This is a genomic window from Paenibacillus sp. NPDC055715, assembly GCF_053617595.1.
On record NZ_JBSHGA010000019.1, the window covers coordinates 12,808 to 32,024 of the forward strand.

General features: G+C 46.9%; 14 protein-coding genes and 2 riboswitches. Of the genes, 10 read left to right on the plus strand and 4 right to left on the minus strand.

Going from position 1 to position 19,217, the window contains the following annotated elements; genetic code table 11:
- Window positions 1-68 precede the first annotated feature (68 nt).
- On the minus strand, window positions 69-1,301 hold the full coding sequence (locus tag ACWGOO_RS20590; RefSeq protein WP_452486479.1) for a multidrug effflux MFS transporter: 1,233 nt from the start codon (window positions 1,299-1,301) through the stop codon (window positions 69-71).
- A gap of 201 nt (window positions 1,302-1,502) precedes the next feature.
- On the opposite strand from ACWGOO_RS20590, the gene ACWGOO_RS20595 reads away from it, so the two are divergent.
- The 5 genes from ACWGOO_RS20595 to ACWGOO_RS20615 all read left to right on the plus strand — a co-directional run bounded on the left by ACWGOO_RS20595 (window position 1,503) and on the right by ACWGOO_RS20615 (window position 8,597).
- Window positions 1,503-2,096, plus strand: coding sequence for a DUF5317 domain-containing protein (locus ACWGOO_RS20595; protein ID WP_452486481.1), 594 nt, complete (start codon window positions 1,503-1,505; stop codon window positions 2,094-2,096).
- A 281-nt stretch (window positions 2,097-2,377) separates the two neighbouring features.
- Window positions 2,378-4,228 carry a bifunctional diguanylate cyclase/phosphohydrolase gene (locus ACWGOO_RS20600; RefSeq protein ID WP_452486483.1) on the plus strand — a complete coding sequence of 617 codons (1,851 nt, stop codon included), beginning with the start codon at window positions 2,378-2,380 and terminating at the stop codon, window positions 4,226-4,228.
- 271 nt (window positions 4,229-4,499) lie between these two features.
- Window positions 4,500-6,176 carry a copper resistance CopC/CopD family protein gene (locus ACWGOO_RS20605; RefSeq protein ID WP_452486549.1) on the plus strand — a complete coding sequence of 559 codons (1,677 nt, stop codon included), beginning with the start codon at window positions 4,500-4,502 and terminating at the stop codon, window positions 6,174-6,176.
- 48 nt (window positions 6,177-6,224) lie between these two features.
- Window positions 6,225-6,974, plus strand: coding sequence for a YcnI family copper-binding membrane protein (locus ACWGOO_RS20610; RefSeq protein ID WP_452486485.1), 750 nt, complete (start codon window positions 6,225-6,227; stop codon window positions 6,972-6,974).
- 375 nt (window positions 6,975-7,349) lie between these two features.
- Window positions 7,350-8,597 carry a stalk domain-containing protein gene (locus ACWGOO_RS20615; RefSeq protein ID WP_452486486.1) on the plus strand — a complete coding sequence of 416 codons (1,248 nt, stop codon included), beginning with the start codon at window positions 7,350-7,352 and terminating at the stop codon, window positions 8,595-8,597.
- A gap of 112 nt (window positions 8,598-8,709) precedes the next feature.
- Here ACWGOO_RS20615 and ACWGOO_RS20620 read toward each other — a convergent pair whose 3' ends face one another.
- A complete protein-coding gene (locus tag ACWGOO_RS20620; protein ID WP_452486488.1) occupies window positions 8,710-9,093 on the minus strand; it encodes a winged helix-turn-helix transcriptional regulator in 384 nt (127 codons plus the stop codon).
- Between the two features lie 187 nt (window positions 9,094-9,280).
- Here ACWGOO_RS20620 and ACWGOO_RS20625 point away from each other — a divergent pair, with 187 nt between their 5' ends.
- On the plus strand, window positions 9,281-9,955 hold the full coding sequence (locus ACWGOO_RS20625) for an NAD(P)H-dependent oxidoreductase (protein ID WP_452486490.1): 675 nt from the start codon (window positions 9,281-9,283) through the stop codon (window positions 9,953-9,955).
- A 542-nt stretch (window positions 9,956-10,497) separates the two neighbouring features.
- Here the strand turns inward: ACWGOO_RS20625 and ACWGOO_RS20630 are convergent.
- Together ACWGOO_RS20630 and ACWGOO_RS20635 are read right to left on the minus strand one after the other, a co-directional pair.
- The gene (locus ACWGOO_RS20630; RefSeq protein WP_452486491.1) at window positions 10,498-10,905 is read right to left on the minus strand and encodes a TIGR02328 family protein; all 408 of its coding nucleotides are present in this window, start codon (window positions 10,903-10,905) and stop codon (window positions 10,498-10,500) included.
- Between the two features lie 41 nt (window positions 10,906-10,946).
- Window positions 10,947-12,203, minus strand: coding sequence for a DUF445 domain-containing protein (locus tag ACWGOO_RS20635; protein WP_452486493.1), 1,257 nt, complete (start codon window positions 12,201-12,203; stop codon window positions 10,947-10,949).
- 288 nt (window positions 12,204-12,491) lie between these two features.
- Here ACWGOO_RS20635 and ACWGOO_RS20640 point away from each other — a divergent pair, with 288 nt between their 5' ends.
- From ACWGOO_RS20640 to ACWGOO_RS20655, 4 genes are all read left to right on the plus strand, one after another.
- Window positions 12,492-13,379 carry an AraC family transcriptional regulator gene (locus ACWGOO_RS20640; RefSeq protein ID WP_452486495.1) on the plus strand — a complete coding sequence of 296 codons (888 nt, stop codon included), beginning with the start codon at window positions 12,492-12,494 and terminating at the stop codon, window positions 13,377-13,379.
- A 99-nt stretch (window positions 13,380-13,478) separates the two neighbouring features.
- Window positions 13,479-13,558: riboswitch (cyclic di-GMP riboswitch) on the plus strand.
- Between the two features lie 40 nt (window positions 13,559-13,598).
- Window positions 13,599-13,681, plus strand: a riboswitch (cyclic di-GMP riboswitch).
- A gap of 13 nt (window positions 13,682-13,694) precedes the next feature.
- The gene (locus ACWGOO_RS20645; RefSeq protein WP_452486497.1) at window positions 13,695-14,501 is read left to right on the plus strand and encodes a transglutaminase domain-containing protein; all 807 of its coding nucleotides are present in this window, start codon (window positions 13,695-13,697) and stop codon (window positions 14,499-14,501) included.
- Window positions 14,502-14,687: 186 nt separating this feature from the next.
- On the plus strand, window positions 14,688-18,326 hold the full coding sequence (locus ACWGOO_RS20650) for a collagen binding domain-containing protein (protein WP_452486499.1): 3,639 nt from the start codon (window positions 14,688-14,690) through the stop codon (window positions 18,324-18,326).
- Between the two features lie 96 nt (window positions 18,327-18,422).
- Window positions 18,423-19,049, plus strand: coding sequence for a class D sortase (locus tag ACWGOO_RS20655; protein WP_452486501.1), 627 nt, complete (start codon window positions 18,423-18,425; stop codon window positions 19,047-19,049).
- The last annotated feature ends 168 nt before the right edge of the window (window positions 19,050-19,217 follow it).

Sequence of the window (19,217 nt, forward strand, 5' to 3'; positions counted from 1 at the left end):
ATATGCTTCTAGCATAATATACCCCCACGGGGTATGTCAACCTTCTAGAAAAATGTCCCTTGTTCGCCTTACTTCAAGTTTTTGCGTGCTTCCTTGACAAGCACCATAAAGCCTAACAGCGCACCAACTTCCGCTATAGCGATGACGATAGCCATCGGTATAGGTGTTGTTCCACTGCCCAAGCCCACCAGCGGCGAAGCAATAGAGCCAAGCAACAGAGGCAGCAAGCCGAGCATGGCGGACGCACTCCCTGCGGAGCGCTGCTGGCTTTGCATCGCGAGTGAGGTGGTGGTTGTACTCACGATCCCGACACAGGAAACAACAAAGAACAGCGGAACCAGAACAGCAAACAGTTGACCTCCGGTAAAGGCCACCGTAACCAGGCTAATTCCGGCTACAGCCGCAATCAACAACCCCGACAAGAGCAACTTCCGTTCGCTGAAGCGGCCCACAAGCCTCCCCGTCAATTGGGAAAACAGCACAATCCCCAAACCATTCACCGCGAAAATAATACTGTATGTCTGAGGTGAAACCCCGAAAATATCCTGAAGCACGAACGGCGAGCCAGCGATGTACGCAAACATGGCTCCTGTAATGAGCGCCTGCGAGAAGGCGTATCCCATAAAGCGCCGATCCGTAAATAAATGACCGAGTGTACGAAGCGTCTGCTTCAAACCACCCGGTGAACGGCGGCTGACAGGCAACGTCTCCGGCAGGCCCAACACAACGGCAATTAATATAGCCACCCCGACTACGCAAAGCACCATGAACACACCGCGCCAGGATACAAAATTCAAAAGCACACCGCCCAGCACAGGAGCAGCAATCGGAGCCACGCCGTTCACCAGCATGAGCAGCGAAAAGAAGCGCGTTAGCTCTTTGCCCGAATATAGATCACGCGCAACGGCTCTGGAAATGACGATCCCCGCAGACCCGGTAAGTCCCTGAATAAAGCGTAGCCCGATCAGCACGCCGATATTCGGTGCAAACACGCATAACAGCGAAGCGGCGGCATACAGGACAAGCGATACGACCAGCGGCCCTCTACGTCCTTTTACATCACTCAGCGGTCCCGCAACGATCTGCCCGACTGCCAGACCCAACAGACAGGCGGTCAGACTGAGTTGCGCCAGCGAAGTCGTCGTATGCAAATTGTCGGCTAATTTAGGCAATGACGGCAAATACATATCTATGGACAAGGGTCCAAAAGCGCTCAACGCTCCCAGAACAAAGGCAATCCATAAAATCCGGGATTTGGTCATATCGGCGGCAACCATTGCCGTATTGGAAAACCGATTCATAATAACAATCTTCCTTTTCTGAGAATATGAAATATCACTTCAGTATATTATGATAACATTCATTTCATCCTGCTTCGATCATTTACACGCTTATCCGCAATTTTTTTCAAAACTGCTACATAATCAGGCAGGAATTTACTAATTTAAGGTCGAATGATACCTTAACCAAAACAAAAAATTTACGAAAGTTGGAGAATAACTATGGTCTATGATGGAGTGCTGCTTGGTCTCATTGTAGGTCTGTTCAGAGGAGGGCCGCGACAGGGTTTAATTCGTTTCAGCCAAATTCGCCTCATAGCTGGCTGGATGTTCCCTGTGCTGCTACTGGTGCAGTTCATTATTTTTTATGCTCAGGAAAAGTGGACTGGGCTTGCGTCTATCAACGGGTATCTGTTTATGGGCATCTATGTGATTGGATTGATTTTTCTCTGGTTAAACAGGCACCATAATGGATTCAATCTTATTTTACTCGGAGTCCTGTTGAATTTTGTCGTCATGGCGGTAAATGGCGGCAGGATGCCAGTATCGTTGAGCGCTTCTGAGGTACTAGGCCCCTATTATACAGATATGCTTAAATCTGGAAGCGTTATCTCGAAGCATTACATGATGGATGCGACTACGCGTTTATCATTTTTGGGTGATATTATTCCACTCTCCAAGCCCTATCCCCGTACGCAGGTGATCAGTATTGGAGATGTCGTCATGAACTTTGGGATGTTTCTATTTATTCAAAGTGTCATGGTCGTGAACAAGAAAAAGACCACCCAGCAAGAAAATCGTCCCCGCCACGCCTAGTGTGCGCCTTATTCCAAGGAAAGGAGTGAACCCAATGAAAAATTTAAAATATTCCCGTGTGATTATCAACGCTATTATCGTCGCTTCTGTCGTAATCGCTTTGACATCCGGTTACAAAATCGGAGGCTAATAACCGATAAGGAAAAGGGAAGCGCAGGCTCAAAAACAGGCTGGATTCCGGCCTGTTTTTTTATGTGAAATTTTCGATTACAAAATTGCAAATTATCCCATTTACCCCCTGGTAGCTTTGACATCAAGATACGACAAGGCAGGAGAATGAAATGATGAGTATAATAAAAAAGCTGCAACAACAGGTAAACGCGACGGGATTATACGTTTTTCTCATATGTACGGCAGGCTTAGTCGTCCTCTTGTATACGAACCATTGGTCCTTTATGCATTATTCGCCTACAGAGTGGGTCACGATCTACTCCCTGCTGGGAGCAGTTCTAATTCTGGAGCATTTTACCTTCCAGCTACCGCCAGCCAGTAACAAGCAATCGATGGACTCCTCCGTGTATCTTGCTTGTATTTTTGTACATGGCACTGAAATCGCTATGCTCATTTTATTGTTCAATGTACTCATTGCCGCAATCCGGTATAGAGAACTGTCCTGGTGGAAGCATGCCGCCAATTTTTCCATCTATGCGCTCTCCATTTTCCTGTCTTCTACCGTCTTTGAGCTAAGCGGCGGAACGCAGGGGAGCCTGAACGAAGAGCATTTTACTTCCTATCTGCTGGCGCTGTTCTGCTACTTTGCGGTAAATACCGTTACACTGGGTCTTTACTTTTATATTGCTTATAAAGGCTCTCTTCATGAGCTAAAAAAGGCTTTTCTCGCTGAATCCCTACTTGTTTACTTATGCACACTCGTCCTGTCTCTCGTACTGACCATACTAATTTATCATAACGGTATTTTGGGGCTTCTGCTGTTCCTTGCGCTAAGTATGCTTCTATCCCACGCGTTCAAGCAGTTGTTTACGATGTATCGGGAAATTGAAGAAAAAGCCAACATGGACCGCAGAACAGGGCTGTACAATCACAGTTACTTTGAAAATGCACTCGAAACCGAGTTGAATATAGCCAGATCCCAGAGTACTCCCCTCAGCCTTGCCCTGATTGATATTGATGATTTCAAAAAATATAACGATCACTTCGGTCACCTAAAAGGCGATCAACTGTTGGGATTTCTCGGAGTGATTCTCAAAAAGGAAACTTCCGGCTCCAATATTATCGTCTCCCGCTATGGCGGAGAAGAATTCACTCTGCTTATGCCTGACCATACCGCGGAGCAAGCCTACGAAACGGTCAATGCCATCCGAAAAAGGCTGAATGATTCCCGCTACGAGGGCGTCGAAATCTTTCCGCATGGCTGCTTGTCCTTCTCCGCAGGCATTGTGCAAAGCCGCGTCGACATCTATGACAAATCACAATTGGTCGATCTGGCGGATAAAGCCTTGTATTACGCCAAGAAGCAGGGGAAAAATATCGTTCATACGCACGGCAGCCTGAATGGGGTGGAACGCGAAGTCGATCTCGGACAGGATATTCGTGATATTGAGCAGCAGCTGAATTTGTTTTTGTACAAGGATATTAATACCTTCAAGCATTCCAAGCGAGTGTTCAAATACGCAGTAGACATGAGCGAAGTGCTTCAGCTCAGCCAGGAAGACATGCGTCGTTTTGTACTGGGCTCGCTCATTCATGACATCGGCAAGCTGGAAATCCCCTGGAATATTCTGAACAAAAAAGAGAAACTGTCCGAAGAGGAATGGTGCATGGTGAAAGCACATGTCAATTGGGGCAGAAGAATTGTAGAGGCCAACGAGCGGTTCATGGATCTGGTTCCTTTTGTGGAGCTTCATCATGAACGCTATGACGGAGGCGGCTATCCATTCGGCTTCAAGGGCGAACAAATTCCCCGGCTATGCCGGATGTTGACGATTATTGACTCATTTGATGCCATGACTACCGAGCGTCCCTACCAGCTCACCAAAACGTTGGATGAGGCAATTGAGGAACTGCTTGCCTGCTCTGGCAGCCAATTCGATCCGGAGCTAACAGCTATTTTTATCCACTATGTCCAGCATAAGCAGCCTGCCTTCTTGGATTCTATAGAAGCTGACCACTAATTCGCATATGCTTGCCGCTTTACCCCTACCGTTAAAATCGTCCAGATTTCAACAACGGCAGGGGTTTTTATATTATTTCAAATTTCATATAAATGTCATAATTCGCTTCATCTATGCCTGCCAAATGCACTATGATTAAAGGTATAACTTTAGGTTTGACCGTATGAGATGTCGCACTTTGGGACATCCTCGCTTCAAGTAATCGAGAGAAGGTGAATTCACGGGTATGTTGCACCTGTCAAGACCAACCCGCGCGGCTTGTCTTCTGCTACTGTGTCTACCGTTACTTTTACTGTTTCCTCACTTATCATGGGCCCATGCATTTATCATTGAATCCAACCCGACTGAAAATCAGGTTTTGGACAAGCCGCCTTCCCAGGTGACCATCACCTTCAATGAGAATTTGCAGTCTGCTTTTATGTCGATGAAAGTGACCGATGAAACAGGAAAACGGGTCGATACAGGTAAAGCGCTCCTTAATCCTGAACATGAAGACACGATGGAAATCAAGCTGATTCGGGGGATGAAAAATGGAATTTACACTGTCAGTTGGAGAGCCTTATCGGCGGACGGACATCCGGTCAATGGAGTGATTCCATTTCAAGTCGGCAGCGGTTCCAAGGCGTATACGGACCCCGCTGCCGCTACCTCCGAAGGCTCGGGAGCATCGCGGCTTGACCTAATTGCTATTCGCTGGTTGCTGTATATAGGACTGTCGCTGCTTTTGGGGGCGCTCTGTTTCCGGCTGTTTATCCTGCCAGGAACGGATCAAAGCAAGGACACAAGTGAACGGCAGAAACATGATCAACAGACCGGCATTACGTTACCACGCTGGTCCGCACTGCTATGGAGCGGCTACGGCATCACATCTGTCGCCATCCTGATTAGCTTGCCGCTTCAAACATCTTGGGATGCCGGGGTTTCCATCGGGGAGGGCTTTTCGCCTCCAATCCTTGGAGAAGCCCTCCAGTTTACGGGCGCAGGGCAAATCTGGTTTATCCAGATGATTCTCGTGCTGCTATTGAGCGTAGCGCTGATTTACGCGCTGGATCACAGCATTTCCAACCGCCAGCACCGTCTCTGGGGCTACGGCTCCGTCATCATGACGTTGGGCCTTATGCTGTCCAGGGCCTTCACGGGCCATCCGGCGGCGGCTGCCCATCCGGCTCCAGCCATCACGTCGGACTTCGTCCATCTGGCGGCGGCAGCCTTCTGGGTTGGCTCACTTGCCGTCATGGCGGTGTGCCTGCCTGTTGCAGGGCCAGAGCTGCCCAAGTCTGAGCGGGCAGTTCTGCGGCAAGCGTCCCTGCGCCGCTTTGCCGGCTGGGGCATTGCCATGGTGGCGGCGCTGCTCGCCACCGGCATTTATGGAGCCGTGCTGTACGTCCCGGCTCCCTCCATGCTGCTGAACACGTCCTACGGACTCGTTCTGCTCGGAAAAGCAGCGCTGCTGCTGGTCATGCTGGCCTTCGCGGCCAGCCAATTCCGCAGCGCCCGGCAAGCGGCGGCAGCCAAGCGTGCCATCGGGGGCTTGCGCATCGAGCTGTCCGTCGGCCTGCTCGTGATGCTGTTGGCGGCGGTGCTTACCCACCTTTCGCCTGGTCAGGCACCTGCAGTGCCGTTTGAGGAAACCCGCACCGCAGGCCAATACAGCATCTCGCTGGCGGTTAGCCCGAATGCTGTGGGCAGCAATGAATTTAAGGTAACCGTAAGGGATAACAAAGGAGCCACCGTTCAGGGCATCCAACAGGTCACACTGACACTCGTTCCGGACGACCCTGATAAAGCCCCGCAGGAATTTGTTCTCCCTGCGCGCCAACAACAGCCATTCCTTACTCAGGAGCTGCTGACCGCTGAAGGTACATGGGCTGTACAGGTACATGCTCTGACCGCATCATTGGATGCAGTTGACGCCGAATTTACTCTGCATGTCAGCGCAGTAAAATAACCTAGGACACATCATTGAAAATTTTCTAAAATAAAGGAGTTTGTTTATATGAACACAACGATTCAAATGGTAAAATCCAGATGTTCCAGGCTTGCCACCTCTATGGGTCTGATGGCAGCAGGTGCTTTACTTTTTGCAGGTATGGCCAGTGCCCACGTGACAGTCAAGCCCTCCGTTTCACAGCCTAACGCTTGGGAAACGTACACGTTGAAAGTGCCTGCAGAGAAAAACATTCCAACCACCAAAATGGCTTTAAAAATCCCGAAAGAGGTCGTTTTCAAACAGTACGAGCCTGTACCAGATTGGAAGGTAGCAACCGAAAAAGACAGCTCCGGCAAAGTAACCACCGTTACCTGGACAACCGATAAGGATGGCATCCAGGCGGGTCAGTACCAGCGTTTCAGCTTCGTAGCACAAAATGCAGACCAGAATACTGAAGCCGCATGGAACGCTTTTCAATATTACAGTGACGGAAGTATCGTGGAATGGACAGGCGATGAAGGAAGTAACAATCCACATTCCATTACAAAAATCACGGCTGATGCCACATCCGAGGCTCCTGCGCCTGCCACAGACAGCGGACACGATTCTGCTGGCACCGCAGCAGGTCATGCGAGTTCAGACACGGCCAAGGATAGCAGCAGCCCTGCACCCGCTTCGAACAATGCTACCGAAGCCGCACCTGCCGCCGCTGCTCCTGCCAGCTCTGCCGCACAAACGACAGCACTCGTTCTGTCGATCATTGCGGTTGTGCTTGGTGCAGTAGCCGTCGGCATTGCACTTAAGCGCCGCAAGTAATTTTGGTTTGCAAGTGTATAGAAGTTAGTTATATGAATGTATGAATTATATGAGCGGTATAAAAAGCAAAAGCGGGCACCTATATAGACGGTGTCCGCTTTTGTTCTATTCCTTAGTAAACTTGCAATATTTATGAAGCAATTAACCATCGTCCCTAGATCTCTTTTATTTTTCATCTTGTATTATTCTCATAAAAAATTTTTAATTCAAAGTCGGTTACTCCTAAGTAATCGACTTTTTTGTATTCTACATAGAATTCGAAGCGGTGTATACCATTTAAACATTCACCTATCTATCATTTTTTGGTAAAATGATAGATACCTCACAATTCTAACATGATAGCTTTGCAATCTATGATGCATAGGAGAGTATAAGATGAAAATCGTAAATAAGGCTCTGTTATCTAGCGCCATCTTTCTGAGTGCCGCAGCAGGCATCTATAGCCCATCGGCGCGGGCGGATGCGGGGCAGGTCAGCATTGTGCTGGACGGATATCCGCTGCCTTTCCCGGTACAGCCCGCAGTCATGAGCGGCACGACGATGGTTCCCTTCCGTGCCATTTCCGAAGCCCTCGGCATTACTGTGAAATGGGATCAGGCCAGCCAAAGCATTACCGCCACCAAGTCTCAAGGCTCTGCGACCAAACAAGTTGTACTGAAAATGGGCAGCCGTAATGCCACAGTGGATGGACAGACAGTGCAACTAACAGCCGCACCGCAAACCGTGCGCGGCAGCACAATGATTCCGTTAGGCTTCTTCGGGCAGCAGTTTGGAGCCACGGTCAACTGGAATCAGGGAACGCGGACGGTATCCATTACATCGCCGCGTGAGTCTATGTATACAGTCGGATTCTATGCGCTGTCTTCCTTCGACCAAAAATCCAAAATACCGGATTTTAATGCTGTAGCCTTCGGCTGGAGCCGAATTGATGCGAACGGACAATTTACGACCATCGGCAAGGAATACAAATGGCCTCAAGCCGCCAGCACCGTGACACCAGAGTCCATTGTACAGGAGGCAGACAGTCAGGGGACTTCCCCTTACCTGATGGTCTATTCTGGAGACGGTAATCACGAGCTGACCAAAGTTTTGGAAAATTCACAGCTTCAGGAGCAGACTATTTCCCGAATCGTTAGTACCGCCGCTGACAAGCAATTTAAGGGCATCACGCTGGATCTGGAGGGACTGGGCTGGAGCGGAGATAAAGCCAAGGCGCGTTCAGACTACAACGCCTTCATCCAAAAGCTGTCGGCCAAAGCGCATCAGGCCGGACTCAAGCTCACCGTCGTCTTGCATCCGCTTAACAGCTCTTACTCAGGCTACGACTACAAGACGCTGGGCAATCTGGCGGACGATCTGATCATCATGGCCTATGACTACGGGCAAAAAGCAACGCCTGAACCACTCGATAAAGTGGACGAAGCCATTCGACTGGCTTTGAAGGAAACCTCGCGAGACAAGCTGATTTTAGGTATCTCTATGGGTAGCGAAAAAGACAGCACCGTCAACGCCAAGATCGGTCTGGCCAAACGTTATGACCTGAAAGGCATCGCCATCTGGCGGCTGGGCATTATTGGAGAAACCGCCTGGACGCAGATGAACCAATCCATCGAGTTCAAATAAGTAAATTAAATCTCACAATAACATCTCGCCCTTATTCCGCCCGCTGATGAATTTCATGCAACTTCCATGCGAAGCTCATGAGATCATCAGCGGGCTTTCCTCATTTCTCACCTCAACAAGAAGGCTCCCTACACTTGGAATTTGCCGTCACAGACTCGCAGGCCTGTTCCCCATAAAAGATACCCCAGTCTCTCATAAAATCCAGCAACGGCCTCAACGTATCGCCCAACGGGGTAAGCGAGTACTCTACACGCGGCGGATTCTCGCTATAGATTTCACGGTGTACGATACCATCACGTTCCAGCTCACGCAGCTGCAAGGTTAGCATACGTTGCGTAATATTGGGCAAAGTCCGTCGAATTTCGTTATAACGCATCGGTCCCGTGGTCAAATGATATAAAATGACTCCCTTCCATTTGCCGCCTATAACCCCTACGGTTTTCGCTACCGGACACCCAAAGTTCACGCTAACTGTATTTTCCATCTCTTGCGTCATGGTTTCCCCTTCTTTCTACCGATTGTAGACCCAAAGTCTCCAGACTTATGACAAGGAACAAATATGTGCGTACTTGTTCCTTCGAAAAACTTTTTATATGATGACTATACATTCGATATCAGCTCCATTATAGTAGCAGAAAATAAATGGAGCACCAACTCAACCCAAACCGAAAGGAGTATACTTCATGTCCAATACATCAGCTAAAAAACAGGAAATTCTGGATGCCTTTCTGTTCAGACATGCCACCAAGGAATTCGATCCTGATCGCGTCATACCAGAGGAGGATTTTCAATTTATTCTCGAAACCGGGCGACTTTCCCCAAGCTCCGTCGGTTTTGAGCCGTGGCGATTTGTGGTCGTACAAAATCAGACATTAAGAGAAAAGCTGGCTGCGGTTTCAAGCGGTGGGCAAAAACAGATTCCTGCCGCCAGCCATGTCGTCCTGATTTTGGCACGCAAAGATGTCCGTTACGACTCTCCTTATGTGGAGTATATGTATAAAGAGGTTAAAGGAATGTCTGAGGAAGACTTTGCCTCACTGCCGGGCCGATATAAAATTTTTCAGGGTGAAAATCAGCGCCTGCTGGAAAACGAACGTACGTTATTCGACTGGGCATCCAAGCAGACCTATATCGCCTTGGGCAATATGATGACAGCGGCGGCTCAGATCGGCATTGATTCCTGCCCGATTGAGGGCTTTAACTACGATCAGGTGCACGCCATCTTGGAGGAAGAAGGACTGCTGGAGGACGGACAACTGGATATTTCGGTCATTGCTACCTTCGGTTATCGGACTCATGAGCCTAAACGGGAAAAATCCAGACTGCCGCTGGAACAGATCACACGCTGGGTTCTGTAACTGGCCATCTTCTTATTAGACAATGGCACTGGAACATAAAAAATAACAAATAGGCGGGCTGTGGCATATTCATCTTAATGATGGATATGCCACAGCCCGCCTATTTCATGTGATCATACAAGAATACGATTTGGGGTGGGACCTGTCATCGTTCATCATGATGGTTAAAACGGTACACACTACGACACCTGAAAAATAGAGCAGCAGCTTTTTATGAGACGCCATAAAAAAGATGGCACCCGCATACGATCATCTGCATAGTAATTGAAAAGTTAGTCCGGTAGTTAACAGCCTAATGACTTCCGAAGCCATATGCAGTAGAATCAGGTGAATGCAAGCGGCATTCCATTTTCCCGGAACACGAATCCATTGCCCTGCTCTTTCGCTGGCAAGATTTCAAAAGATCCGGTTTTGATAAATTAACTGCATAAAAATCCCATTCGCCCTTTAACAGAATAGCCTCACGACCCTGCAAGCCCCAGCCCCGCAAGTCCAACACTCCCTTTTTGGGCCTCAGGATACTCCTGTCCTTGATCATGAATTTATACATTCGATCCATTTCTTGAATTTCCTGTACTGTACTCCACGATCAGAATACCCTTGGAGGCCAGATTATCTAGGCATTCCTTCATATAAGCATCGTCATGCTCCGCATACACGCCGACAGCTTCCAGCTCCTCGCCAAGCTCTGTCGCCCACGGTTCGCACTGCTTGCCGCGATACAACGGCTGCTCCCATAGCGGATCAACGTTGTATCCGCGACTTTTCATTTCGTCCATGATGAGCTTATGATAGCGGACCAGCAGCATCGGGTGATACTCGAACACATAATTAACTGTAGCATGTCGCTTTCCCCACCCGTTCCCACGCAGTGCACAGCACTCGCGGTGCTGCCCCAGCAGCTGCGGCCGGGGCAGCTTGTCGATCAACTCTTCGTGCCAAAGCCTCATGCTTCCACAACCTTACCTGTAGTATTTTCTTCTCTAATGAATCAACTGATCAGCATACGGATACCTGTCAGGACAATACCGATCAGGAAGCCCGTAACCGCGCCGTTAATACGTATCCACTGCAAGTCCTGTCCCAGCTTGTCCTCCATCAGAGCAATCAGGGAATCGTTATCCATTTTATCTACATTTTCGCGTACTAGATTACCAATCCGACTGTGGTTGGCTTCCACCAGCCCGGTAATGCCTGCCACAATTCTAGAATTGATCTTATCTAGCAGCTCGGTATTCCCTCTCAAGTCAGTTAGCATCCGATCCAGTAGCGGCAAAATATAGGTCGGTACATAGCTACCGTCTTCCATATAGTCCAATAAGCGTACGCGCAGCTCTTCTATCTTACTGAGCACCGACGCATCACCTTCCCAGGTATCAACAAGGTTGTTCTTCCAGCTGTTCAATCCTTCCTGAACCGTATCTTTCGTCGCCAGACGGGTCAGCTGTGTTTTCAGACCATCCAGAACAGTCTGCCGGCGGGGATGTTCTTCCCTTTGCAGCTCCGCCACCTGATCCAGCAGGAAATGGCGAATCATTTCACCCATGCGCTCTTCGTTGAGATAGCCAAGGAACGCGTTCAGGGCAAATTGCATCAGCCCGCTCACTTGCAAGCCGCTGACAGCCTGCATGCCCAAGGTACCCAGCGTGTAGCCCGTTTCCGGCTTCAAAAGCCAGGATTCAGCCTGCTCCAGCGAGTAATCCAGCGCGCGGCGGTCATAGCCCTTCTCACCGGTTTGACGGACAAGCGCCTCCAGCAGCGGTCCGGCGTCGAAATCTGTCACCTGTCGCTTGATCTCGGCCGCAATTACCGGAGCCAGCTCCGCAAGCGGAAGCGACCGGACCAGTCGTTTGGCGAGAACATCTATAGATGCGGCCGCTTCCAGCGTGGGCAAGCCCTTTTCCACACCATCCAGCATCAAATCGGCCAGCTGGATATCGGCAATTTTAGATGCGATACTTTCTTTGCCCAGCAAGTTATTTTCCACCGTACTCACCAAGGTACTCGTGAGCTTGTCCCTGTTCTTGGGAAGAAGCGCCGTGTGCGGAATCGGAATGCCCAGCGGGTGGCGGAACAATGCCGTGACGGCGAACCAGTCCGCCAGTCCTCCGACAAGCCCAGCCTCGAAAGCACCTGCTAGCAACCGAGCCCAGCTATATTGCTGAAAAGGCAACATAGCTGCAAAGCCCGCTCCCAGAATAACGAGCGACCAAGCCGCTGCGGTTTTTGTATTTTTGGGTTTTCCCATCCTATAATCCTCCAAACTGACTGTCGAGTAAGTGAAGCCCTATATCTGTATTACCCATCATATCATTGCCCGTATGAATTCCAAAGCTAACGTTACTCTATTTCCTATTATATTAGAACGCACCGGAGTAGAATAAAAAAATATTTCAAAATATTATTCGCTACATGCATTTAGGTGATGTGATAAAATAAACCGTATTAATAGGAAACCATGTGTAAATCACCATTTTGTTTGTTAAACAAATAGCGACTAGCTTGATAAATTTGCTCTTTTGTAAAGGAATTGGATATGACAACAGACCAAAAAAACAACGAGAATGGGACCCCTTGGAGCAGCGATCCAGCCGTCATTGCACGTACTCCCTCCGCTTTTGCCAAGCGATCCCTTTTTTATATACAGGAGATAGGTTATTTCAACAAAACATCTGCTTATGCCATGAAACGGAAGGAACTCACCTCGTTTCTGCTCGTTTTTACGTTATCAGGCCAAGGGGAATTGCTGTACCGGGAGAAAAAACACATATTGAAGCCTCATGATATGTGTTTCGTTAATTGTGAGGAATACGTACAGTACAGCACCGCTGGTCATGAAGCATGGGAGTTTATCAGTGTAAATGTGTACGGCAATCTGATCGACAATTTCTACGAACAATTTGCCAAGCACAACAAGCCTGTAATATCACTCAACGATCCATGCACCATATTGGACAAGCTGCATTCCCTGTTATGCGTACAATCTGACAGAACTCTCTCTGCTGAACTGGTGACATCCAGACTCATCAGTGAGTTGCTGACGTATATCTTGCAGCACCCCTACGATCATCCGTATCTAAACCAGAATACGATCACCGAGGTACGCAAGGTTCAGCAATATTTGGAGCGATCCTACAGTGAACGAATTACGCTGGATTCGCTGGCAAATATGTTTAAGTTAAACAAATTTAATCTCGCTAAAAACTTCAAGAAACAGATCGGATTTTCTCCTATCGATTATCTCATTAATGTTCGCATCACAGCGGCTCAAGGCTGGCTTAAAACCAGTGACGAATCCATTGTGGATATCGCACGGTTTGCAGGGATTCCCAACACCAGCCATTTTATCAACCTATTCAAGGAACATGTCGGAGAAACCCCGCATTCCTTCCGGAAAAAATGGGGGAATCGATCAAAACTATAATCTCATCTATCCGACGACTTTGTCGAGAAACAGAGAACATCTGAGATTGTGCTTGCCTGATCGGGAGCCCAACTGATAGAATGATAGATATAGACTGTTCAGGATAAATGGCAAACCTGTCGAAAGGCAGGGACTCAAAGCTACAGGGCCTTCTTTTAAGATGGCAGCCAGCTATCGGTTGAAGAGGCTCTTTGTCGCGTTTTTTTCCTGAAAAACTTTATACGATAATAGCAAACCTGTCGAAAGACAGGGACGCAAAGCTATAGGGCCTTCTTCATTAAGATGGCAGCCTGGCCGCCGAAAGGAAGTTTTTCTATGAGGAAATTGTCATATTTTCCACTCATTTTAGTATTTTTGTTAACTCTCTCTCTACATACGACAGTATTTGCTGCCGGAAGTCAGGAGTGGCTGAACCAAAATAACGTAAACCACGGTATTGTTAGTATACGTTATCCTGTCAAGTCCAATGTCAAAACCAAGATCGTAATTACCAAGGATGGGGAGAAATACTCTTATTATCTGAATTCGAGCAAACCTGAGGAAACATTCGCTCTTCAAATGGGCAATGGCAATTATAACATTCGTTTATTGGAGCAGCTAACTGATAATCAGTATAAAGTGTTAGGTGAAGAAACGGTCCAGTTAAATTTGAATGACAGTAAAACCATATACCTCAATTCTATTCAAAATATTGACTGGAGCGATGCGGATCAGGCGATCCGGAAAGCCAAGGAATTAACCAAGGGTGCAACGACAGATAATGAAAAGGTGAAACGTATTTACGAGTATGTCATTAGTCATATTAAATACGATTCCAACCACCCTTTTTCCTTATCAACAGACTATCTTCCACAAATTGACCGTACACTAGTTTCGCAAAAAGATATTTGCTATGGGTACGCTTCACTGTTCGCCGCCATGCTTCGAAGTGTGGATGTTCCAACCAAGCTGGTTATGGGTGAATCCTCCTATGTGAATACTTACCACGCCTGGAATGAAGTCAATATCAACAATCAATGGATTATCATTGACACTACAGTAGATGCCGCTCTAAAAGACGGAAAACAGAAGTTTGCAATGGCCAAAGAATCCTCCAAATACACAAAAACAAAGCAATATTAATTCTCTTAGAAAGCCCTGATCACTGCGATCAGGGCCTTCTTCTATTCTTGTTAAGATAAGGAAGGTATTGTATACTTAGTCAATCATTCAAAACCTATCGTGTTGAATATACTAATTCCGGGACAAGAAAGAGAGGGGAACCAAATCCGCCCGGGTACTTTCCATAATATCAAGGAGACTAAGAGTATGAGAACAAAAATAAACGTAACGATTATTGTGCTATTGCTTATTCTCCAAAGCTTTTTTAGTGCAGCGCTGGCTTACGCAGAAACTTCGACCACAGCTGTACCGGGAAGCGCTGTAAGCAATCCTACGAATACAGTTATGGAAGATGTATACAGTATCCCAAATCCTGAACCATTAGGGAACTCCATTTTAACCAAGCTGATCTTGACGGATGAAACCGGCTGTATTATTGATGCTGTATATAATCCTAGCGTCCGTGTAGACATTGGTGCAGCAGTCCAGTTGAGCTATGAATGGGAGATTCCTGACAATAAGTATAGAGCAGGAGATACCTTCACCTTTAACTTACCGGAACAATTTGAAATTTACACAGATATCTCGTCTCCGTTGATTACAACAGATGGAGCGGTTGGTACCTTTACGGTAGATCGTCAAGGGAAGGTCATTATGACCTTTAACGATTACGTAGAGAATCATTCCAACGTAATCGGAAAACTGCAAGTAAAAACCGAGTTCAGTAAAGAAATTGTAAAGGGCAGCACAGAGGTCATTATTGCGACTCCAATTAAAATAGGGGTACAAACATCCGTCATCAACATCAAACCCGTTTCTGGGCCCCCGATAAGTAAACAAGGAAAAGCTAACGGCAAAAACAAGATTGACTGGGCCATTAATGTGAATACACAATTGGACACCGTAAAGAATGCTATCCTAACAGACCCGACTCCTCAAGGGCTGAAGCTGTTGCGAGACTCCTTCCAACTGTATAATCTGCAAGTCAATATTGACGGCTCGACAGTAGTTAAGGACCAGATTAGTGAGGATAGGTATACGCTCGAACCAGATCAAGCCGGTACAGGCTTTGTTATCCGTTTTAAAGACGAGAGCATTAGCCAAGCCTATCAGATTCAGTATTCCACAGATATTACAAGTGACGAAACCCGTTTCTCCAACACAGCTACTTTTTCTGGAGACTCTATGAATGGTGTCTCTGCTACCGCTACCGTACAAGTTGATCGCGGAGAATTTTTGTCCAAAAAGGTGGAAAGTTACGATCCTGTTACACAAACGGTATCTTGGGTGATCAAGTACAACTTCAGCGAAAAGAAGATACCTGCCGACAAAGCCTTGTTAAGTGATCGGTTCAACAACAGTCAGGTATGGCTCCCCGATTCACTTGAAATATACAAAGGCGACACTCAAGAGGTACTTCCATCCTCAGAATATTCCGTCTCTCCGGTTACGAATGATCTGAACAGAGACGGCTTTGATCTCCAATTCAACTCCGATGTGGATACAGCCTATACCATTCGTTATCAAACGAAAGCCAAAGCACGTGTATATCAAGATGATAAGATAACGAACCGTGTGACCTCAGGCGGAGTCTCTAAGGATGCCACCGCACAACTTAAAAGTGGAATTATCATTAAAGAATCCAAGGAGCCGAACTACAACGCCAAATTCATACCTTGGGTTATTACCATCAATAAAGATCAATATACTATGAACGATATCGTCATCAAGGATGTATTTCCCAACGACGGCCTAGCCTTGTTGCCGAACACTTTGAAAATCCAATCCGCTGACGGAAAGACGGAACTTCAAGCCCCCGCAGATTATGAGCTTATTCCGTTATCAACGGATTATAAACAAGGATTTAATATCATTTTCCATACATCGATTAAAGATACTTATACGATCAAATATTCAACCACATTCAATAATGACTGGAAAAAAGATACGACAAAGCCTGAGTTCTGGAATAAATCCGTCATTGAATGGCAGCAGGACGGAGATTCAAAATCTGCAGAAGCAGACGCCCGGCTCTTTCCGGACATCATGACGCAGCAGAATGGAGCCAAGCAAGGAAGCTACAATGCCAACTCCAAACACATCACATGGGACATTAAGGCCAACTATAACCGTAAGACCCTGAAACAACCGGAAATAAAGGATCCCTTGCTGCAAGGTCAGAAGCTACTGCCAAACTCCGTTAAAGTGTACAACATGACACTGTCTGGATCGAGGAACGGCGTGGAAAAGGGCTCCGAATTACCAGCAGACCAGTACACACTTATTCTTCCATCCGAACAAAATGGCAATATGTTGCGTATTCAATTTAAAAATCAGATCCAAACCCCATATTGGATTACGTTCCAAACCACGCTGGAAGGAGAACTTATTGAAAAAGAAATTCGCAATAAGGCCCTTTTTCTGGATGGAGAAAGTATAATCTCAGAATGGTCAGACCAAGTAACCTTACCTCATGGGGGGGAATATGTTTCTAAAAGCGGCAGCCAAAACGGGAATAAAATGGACTGGGAAATCCGTATAAATGAAGGACAGTCTCAAGTAACAAATGCCAAAATTGTGGATCATCCCAGCAGCAATCAGATTCTGATCGAGGATTCTTTTCATCTGTATTCAACTGTAGTGTCTGAAAACGGGAAGGTTACCAAGAGCGTAGAACTAACCAGAGGTCCTGATTACAAGCTCATTTTCAAGCCAGATGCTCAAGGTCAGGAAACGTTTGAGCTTGCTTTTACGAAGGATATTTCCTCCGCCTTTATCCTGGAATATCAAGCGTTCATTGATGCAGCTGACAAAGAAAAGGTGAGCAACAAAGTATCCTTCGAAGGGGATCGCTTAACGACAGAACAGAAGGAGACGAATCAAGAAATTATTGTGCGGACTTCTTCCGGCTCCAGCTCAGGCAGCGGTATTAAAGAAAGCCTCGAAATTACAAAGGTCGATCAAGATGAGCCTGATAAGGTGCTGCCCGGAGCAAAATTCGCACTCTATGATAAAGCGGAGAAAAGAGCCCCAATCATTAAAACTACCAATGCGGAAGGAAAGATTGTATTCTCTTCATTGCTCCATGATGATTACATCTTGGAAGAGCTTGTAGCTCCCCAAGGCTATAAAATAATGGATAGTAAGCTTGAAATCAAAATAGACGACACGATCAAACAAAGCGCCGGCATAAAGAAGGTTGTGGTAACTAACAAAAGAGAAAACACCACAGATGCGGGCACACCTACTAATCCAGGTACGCCTACTAATCCAGGTACGCCTACCAATCCAGGTACGCCTACCAATTCAGGTACGCCTACCAATCCAGGTACGCCTACCAATCCAGGTACGCCTACCAATCCAGGTACGCCTACCAGCCCGGGGGGATCAAGCAAAAAACGCGACAAAGATTCTGAAACAACAACTACGCCGTCTATATCCATTCCTTTAGTGGACAATAAAGAACAGACTGTGGATGATAAGAGCTCGGTAGTAGATAGCATTGTGCCTGAATCACTACCTAATAAAGAACAGACGGATGATGATGGGGGCCTGCCAACCGGTGGTATTGTGCCTGAATCTACACCTGCACCGAAAGCAAAACCGAAATTACCAGTCATTAAACCTAATAAGGAACCTAATCCCCCCGTGGAAAGTGATGACGACTCTCTGCCTCGTGGTGGAATCAAAGTTCCTGTTGATGTACCGGAAGATCCAGATGTTTCACCAATGGCAAATAAATTGCCACAAACAGGAGAAAACAGCCCTGCTCCCTTCTATTTAACAGGTCTAGCTATGATCATTTGTGGCGCGTATCTGAAATATAGACAGATGGGCAAAAAATAATTTTACCCTCCCTTTCTCAGACTATACTAAATGGGAAAGGGGGGATTTTTAAAATCAATACGCGATACACCATACATATGTTAGGAGGTTTTTAGATTGCGTAAGCTATCATACTTGTTCATCGCCTTGGGATTACTCATTATTTTGTTTCCTAAAGCCAATGAATGGAACGAAGATCGGAAGCAGAGCGAGCTTTTGAAAGAATCAGAGGTTTTGAACCCTAGCATTATCGACGGCTATAAGCGCTTGTCCAGCAAGCTTACAGAAAACACGGGAATCGAAACCAGACGAGGTCCTTCGGTACCCGCAAATGAAACAGATTCTAAGCAACTCCCCATTGCCACCATTAGCATTAATCGCATTGATTTGAAGCTTCCTGTGCTGGAGGGTGCAACTCGGGATAATATGAAGCACGCATCTGTACATATGTCGGAAACGGCAGCTCTGGGCCAGACCGGAAACGCCGCCATAGCAGCCCACCGTGCGCGTACAGCAGGACGTTTATTTAATCGGCTGAATGAGGTAAAGATTGGAGATAAAGTTATTATTAATACTCGGGGTGAACAATATAGCTATACAGTCTATAAAATTTCGATTGTCGCTCCTACAGACGTCTCCGTTCTGAAAAGCTTCAAAAATCAAAAGCTGCTTACATTAATTACATGTGACCCTCTTGTAAATCCGACACATCGCCTCATTGTTCAGGCCCAACAAAACACCTAAAGCTGGATCTGTTCCCCATATCCCAATCCCCTTTGCTACTCAGATTTACTTACACTCATTTGCAGCGTTAGGGTTTATCTATATTTCATTGAACAGACTCTTAGTCCTTGAATATATTACTTCCGGGAAAGAAGGAGGGATGCTATAAACGCCCGGACATGAATACAA

What these genes read in the sequence shown, in the direction of transcription:
- ACWGOO_RS20600 (WP_452486483.1), top strand. Translation starts at nt 2,378, where the DNA reads ATGATGAGTATAATAAAAAAGCTGCAACAACAGGTAAACGCGACGGGA.
- ACWGOO_RS20650 (WP_452486499.1), top strand. Translation starts at nt 14,688, where the DNA reads ATGAGAACAAAAATAAACGTAACGATTATTGTGCTATTGCTTATTCTC.
- ACWGOO_RS20595 (WP_452486481.1), top strand. Translation starts at nt 1,503, where the DNA reads ATGGTCTATGATGGAGTGCTGCTTGGTCTCATTGTAGGTCTGTTCAGA.
- ACWGOO_RS20610 (WP_452486485.1), top strand. Translation starts at nt 6,225, where the DNA reads ATGAACACAACGATTCAAATGGTAAAATCCAGATGTTCCAGGCTTGCC.
- ACWGOO_RS20630 (WP_452486491.1), bottom strand. Translation starts at nt 10,905, where the DNA reads ATGAGGCTTTGGCACGAAGAGTTGATCGACAAGCTGCCCCGGCCGCAG.
- ACWGOO_RS20640 (WP_452486495.1), top strand. Translation starts at nt 12,492, where the DNA reads ATGACAACAGACCAAAAAAACAACGAGAATGGGACCCCTTGGAGCAGC.
- ACWGOO_RS20620 (WP_452486488.1), bottom strand. Translation starts at nt 9,093, where the DNA reads ATGACGCAAGAGATGGAAAATACAGTTAGCGTGAACTTTGGGTGTCCG.
- ACWGOO_RS20625 (WP_452486490.1), top strand. Translation starts at nt 9,281, where the DNA reads ATGTCCAATACATCAGCTAAAAAACAGGAAATTCTGGATGCCTTTCTG.
- ACWGOO_RS20635 (WP_452486493.1), bottom strand. Translation starts at nt 12,203, where the DNA reads ATGGGAAAACCCAAAAATACAAAAACCGCAGCGGCTTGGTCGCTCGTT.
- ACWGOO_RS20645 (WP_452486497.1), top strand. Translation starts at nt 13,695, where the DNA reads ATGAGGAAATTGTCATATTTTCCACTCATTTTAGTATTTTTGTTAACT.
- ACWGOO_RS20615 (WP_452486486.1), top strand. Translation starts at nt 7,350, where the DNA reads ATGAAAATCGTAAATAAGGCTCTGTTATCTAGCGCCATCTTTCTGAGT.
- ACWGOO_RS20590 (WP_452486479.1), bottom strand. Translation starts at nt 1,301, where the DNA reads ATGAATCGGTTTTCCAATACGGCAATGGTTGCCGCCGATATGACCAAA.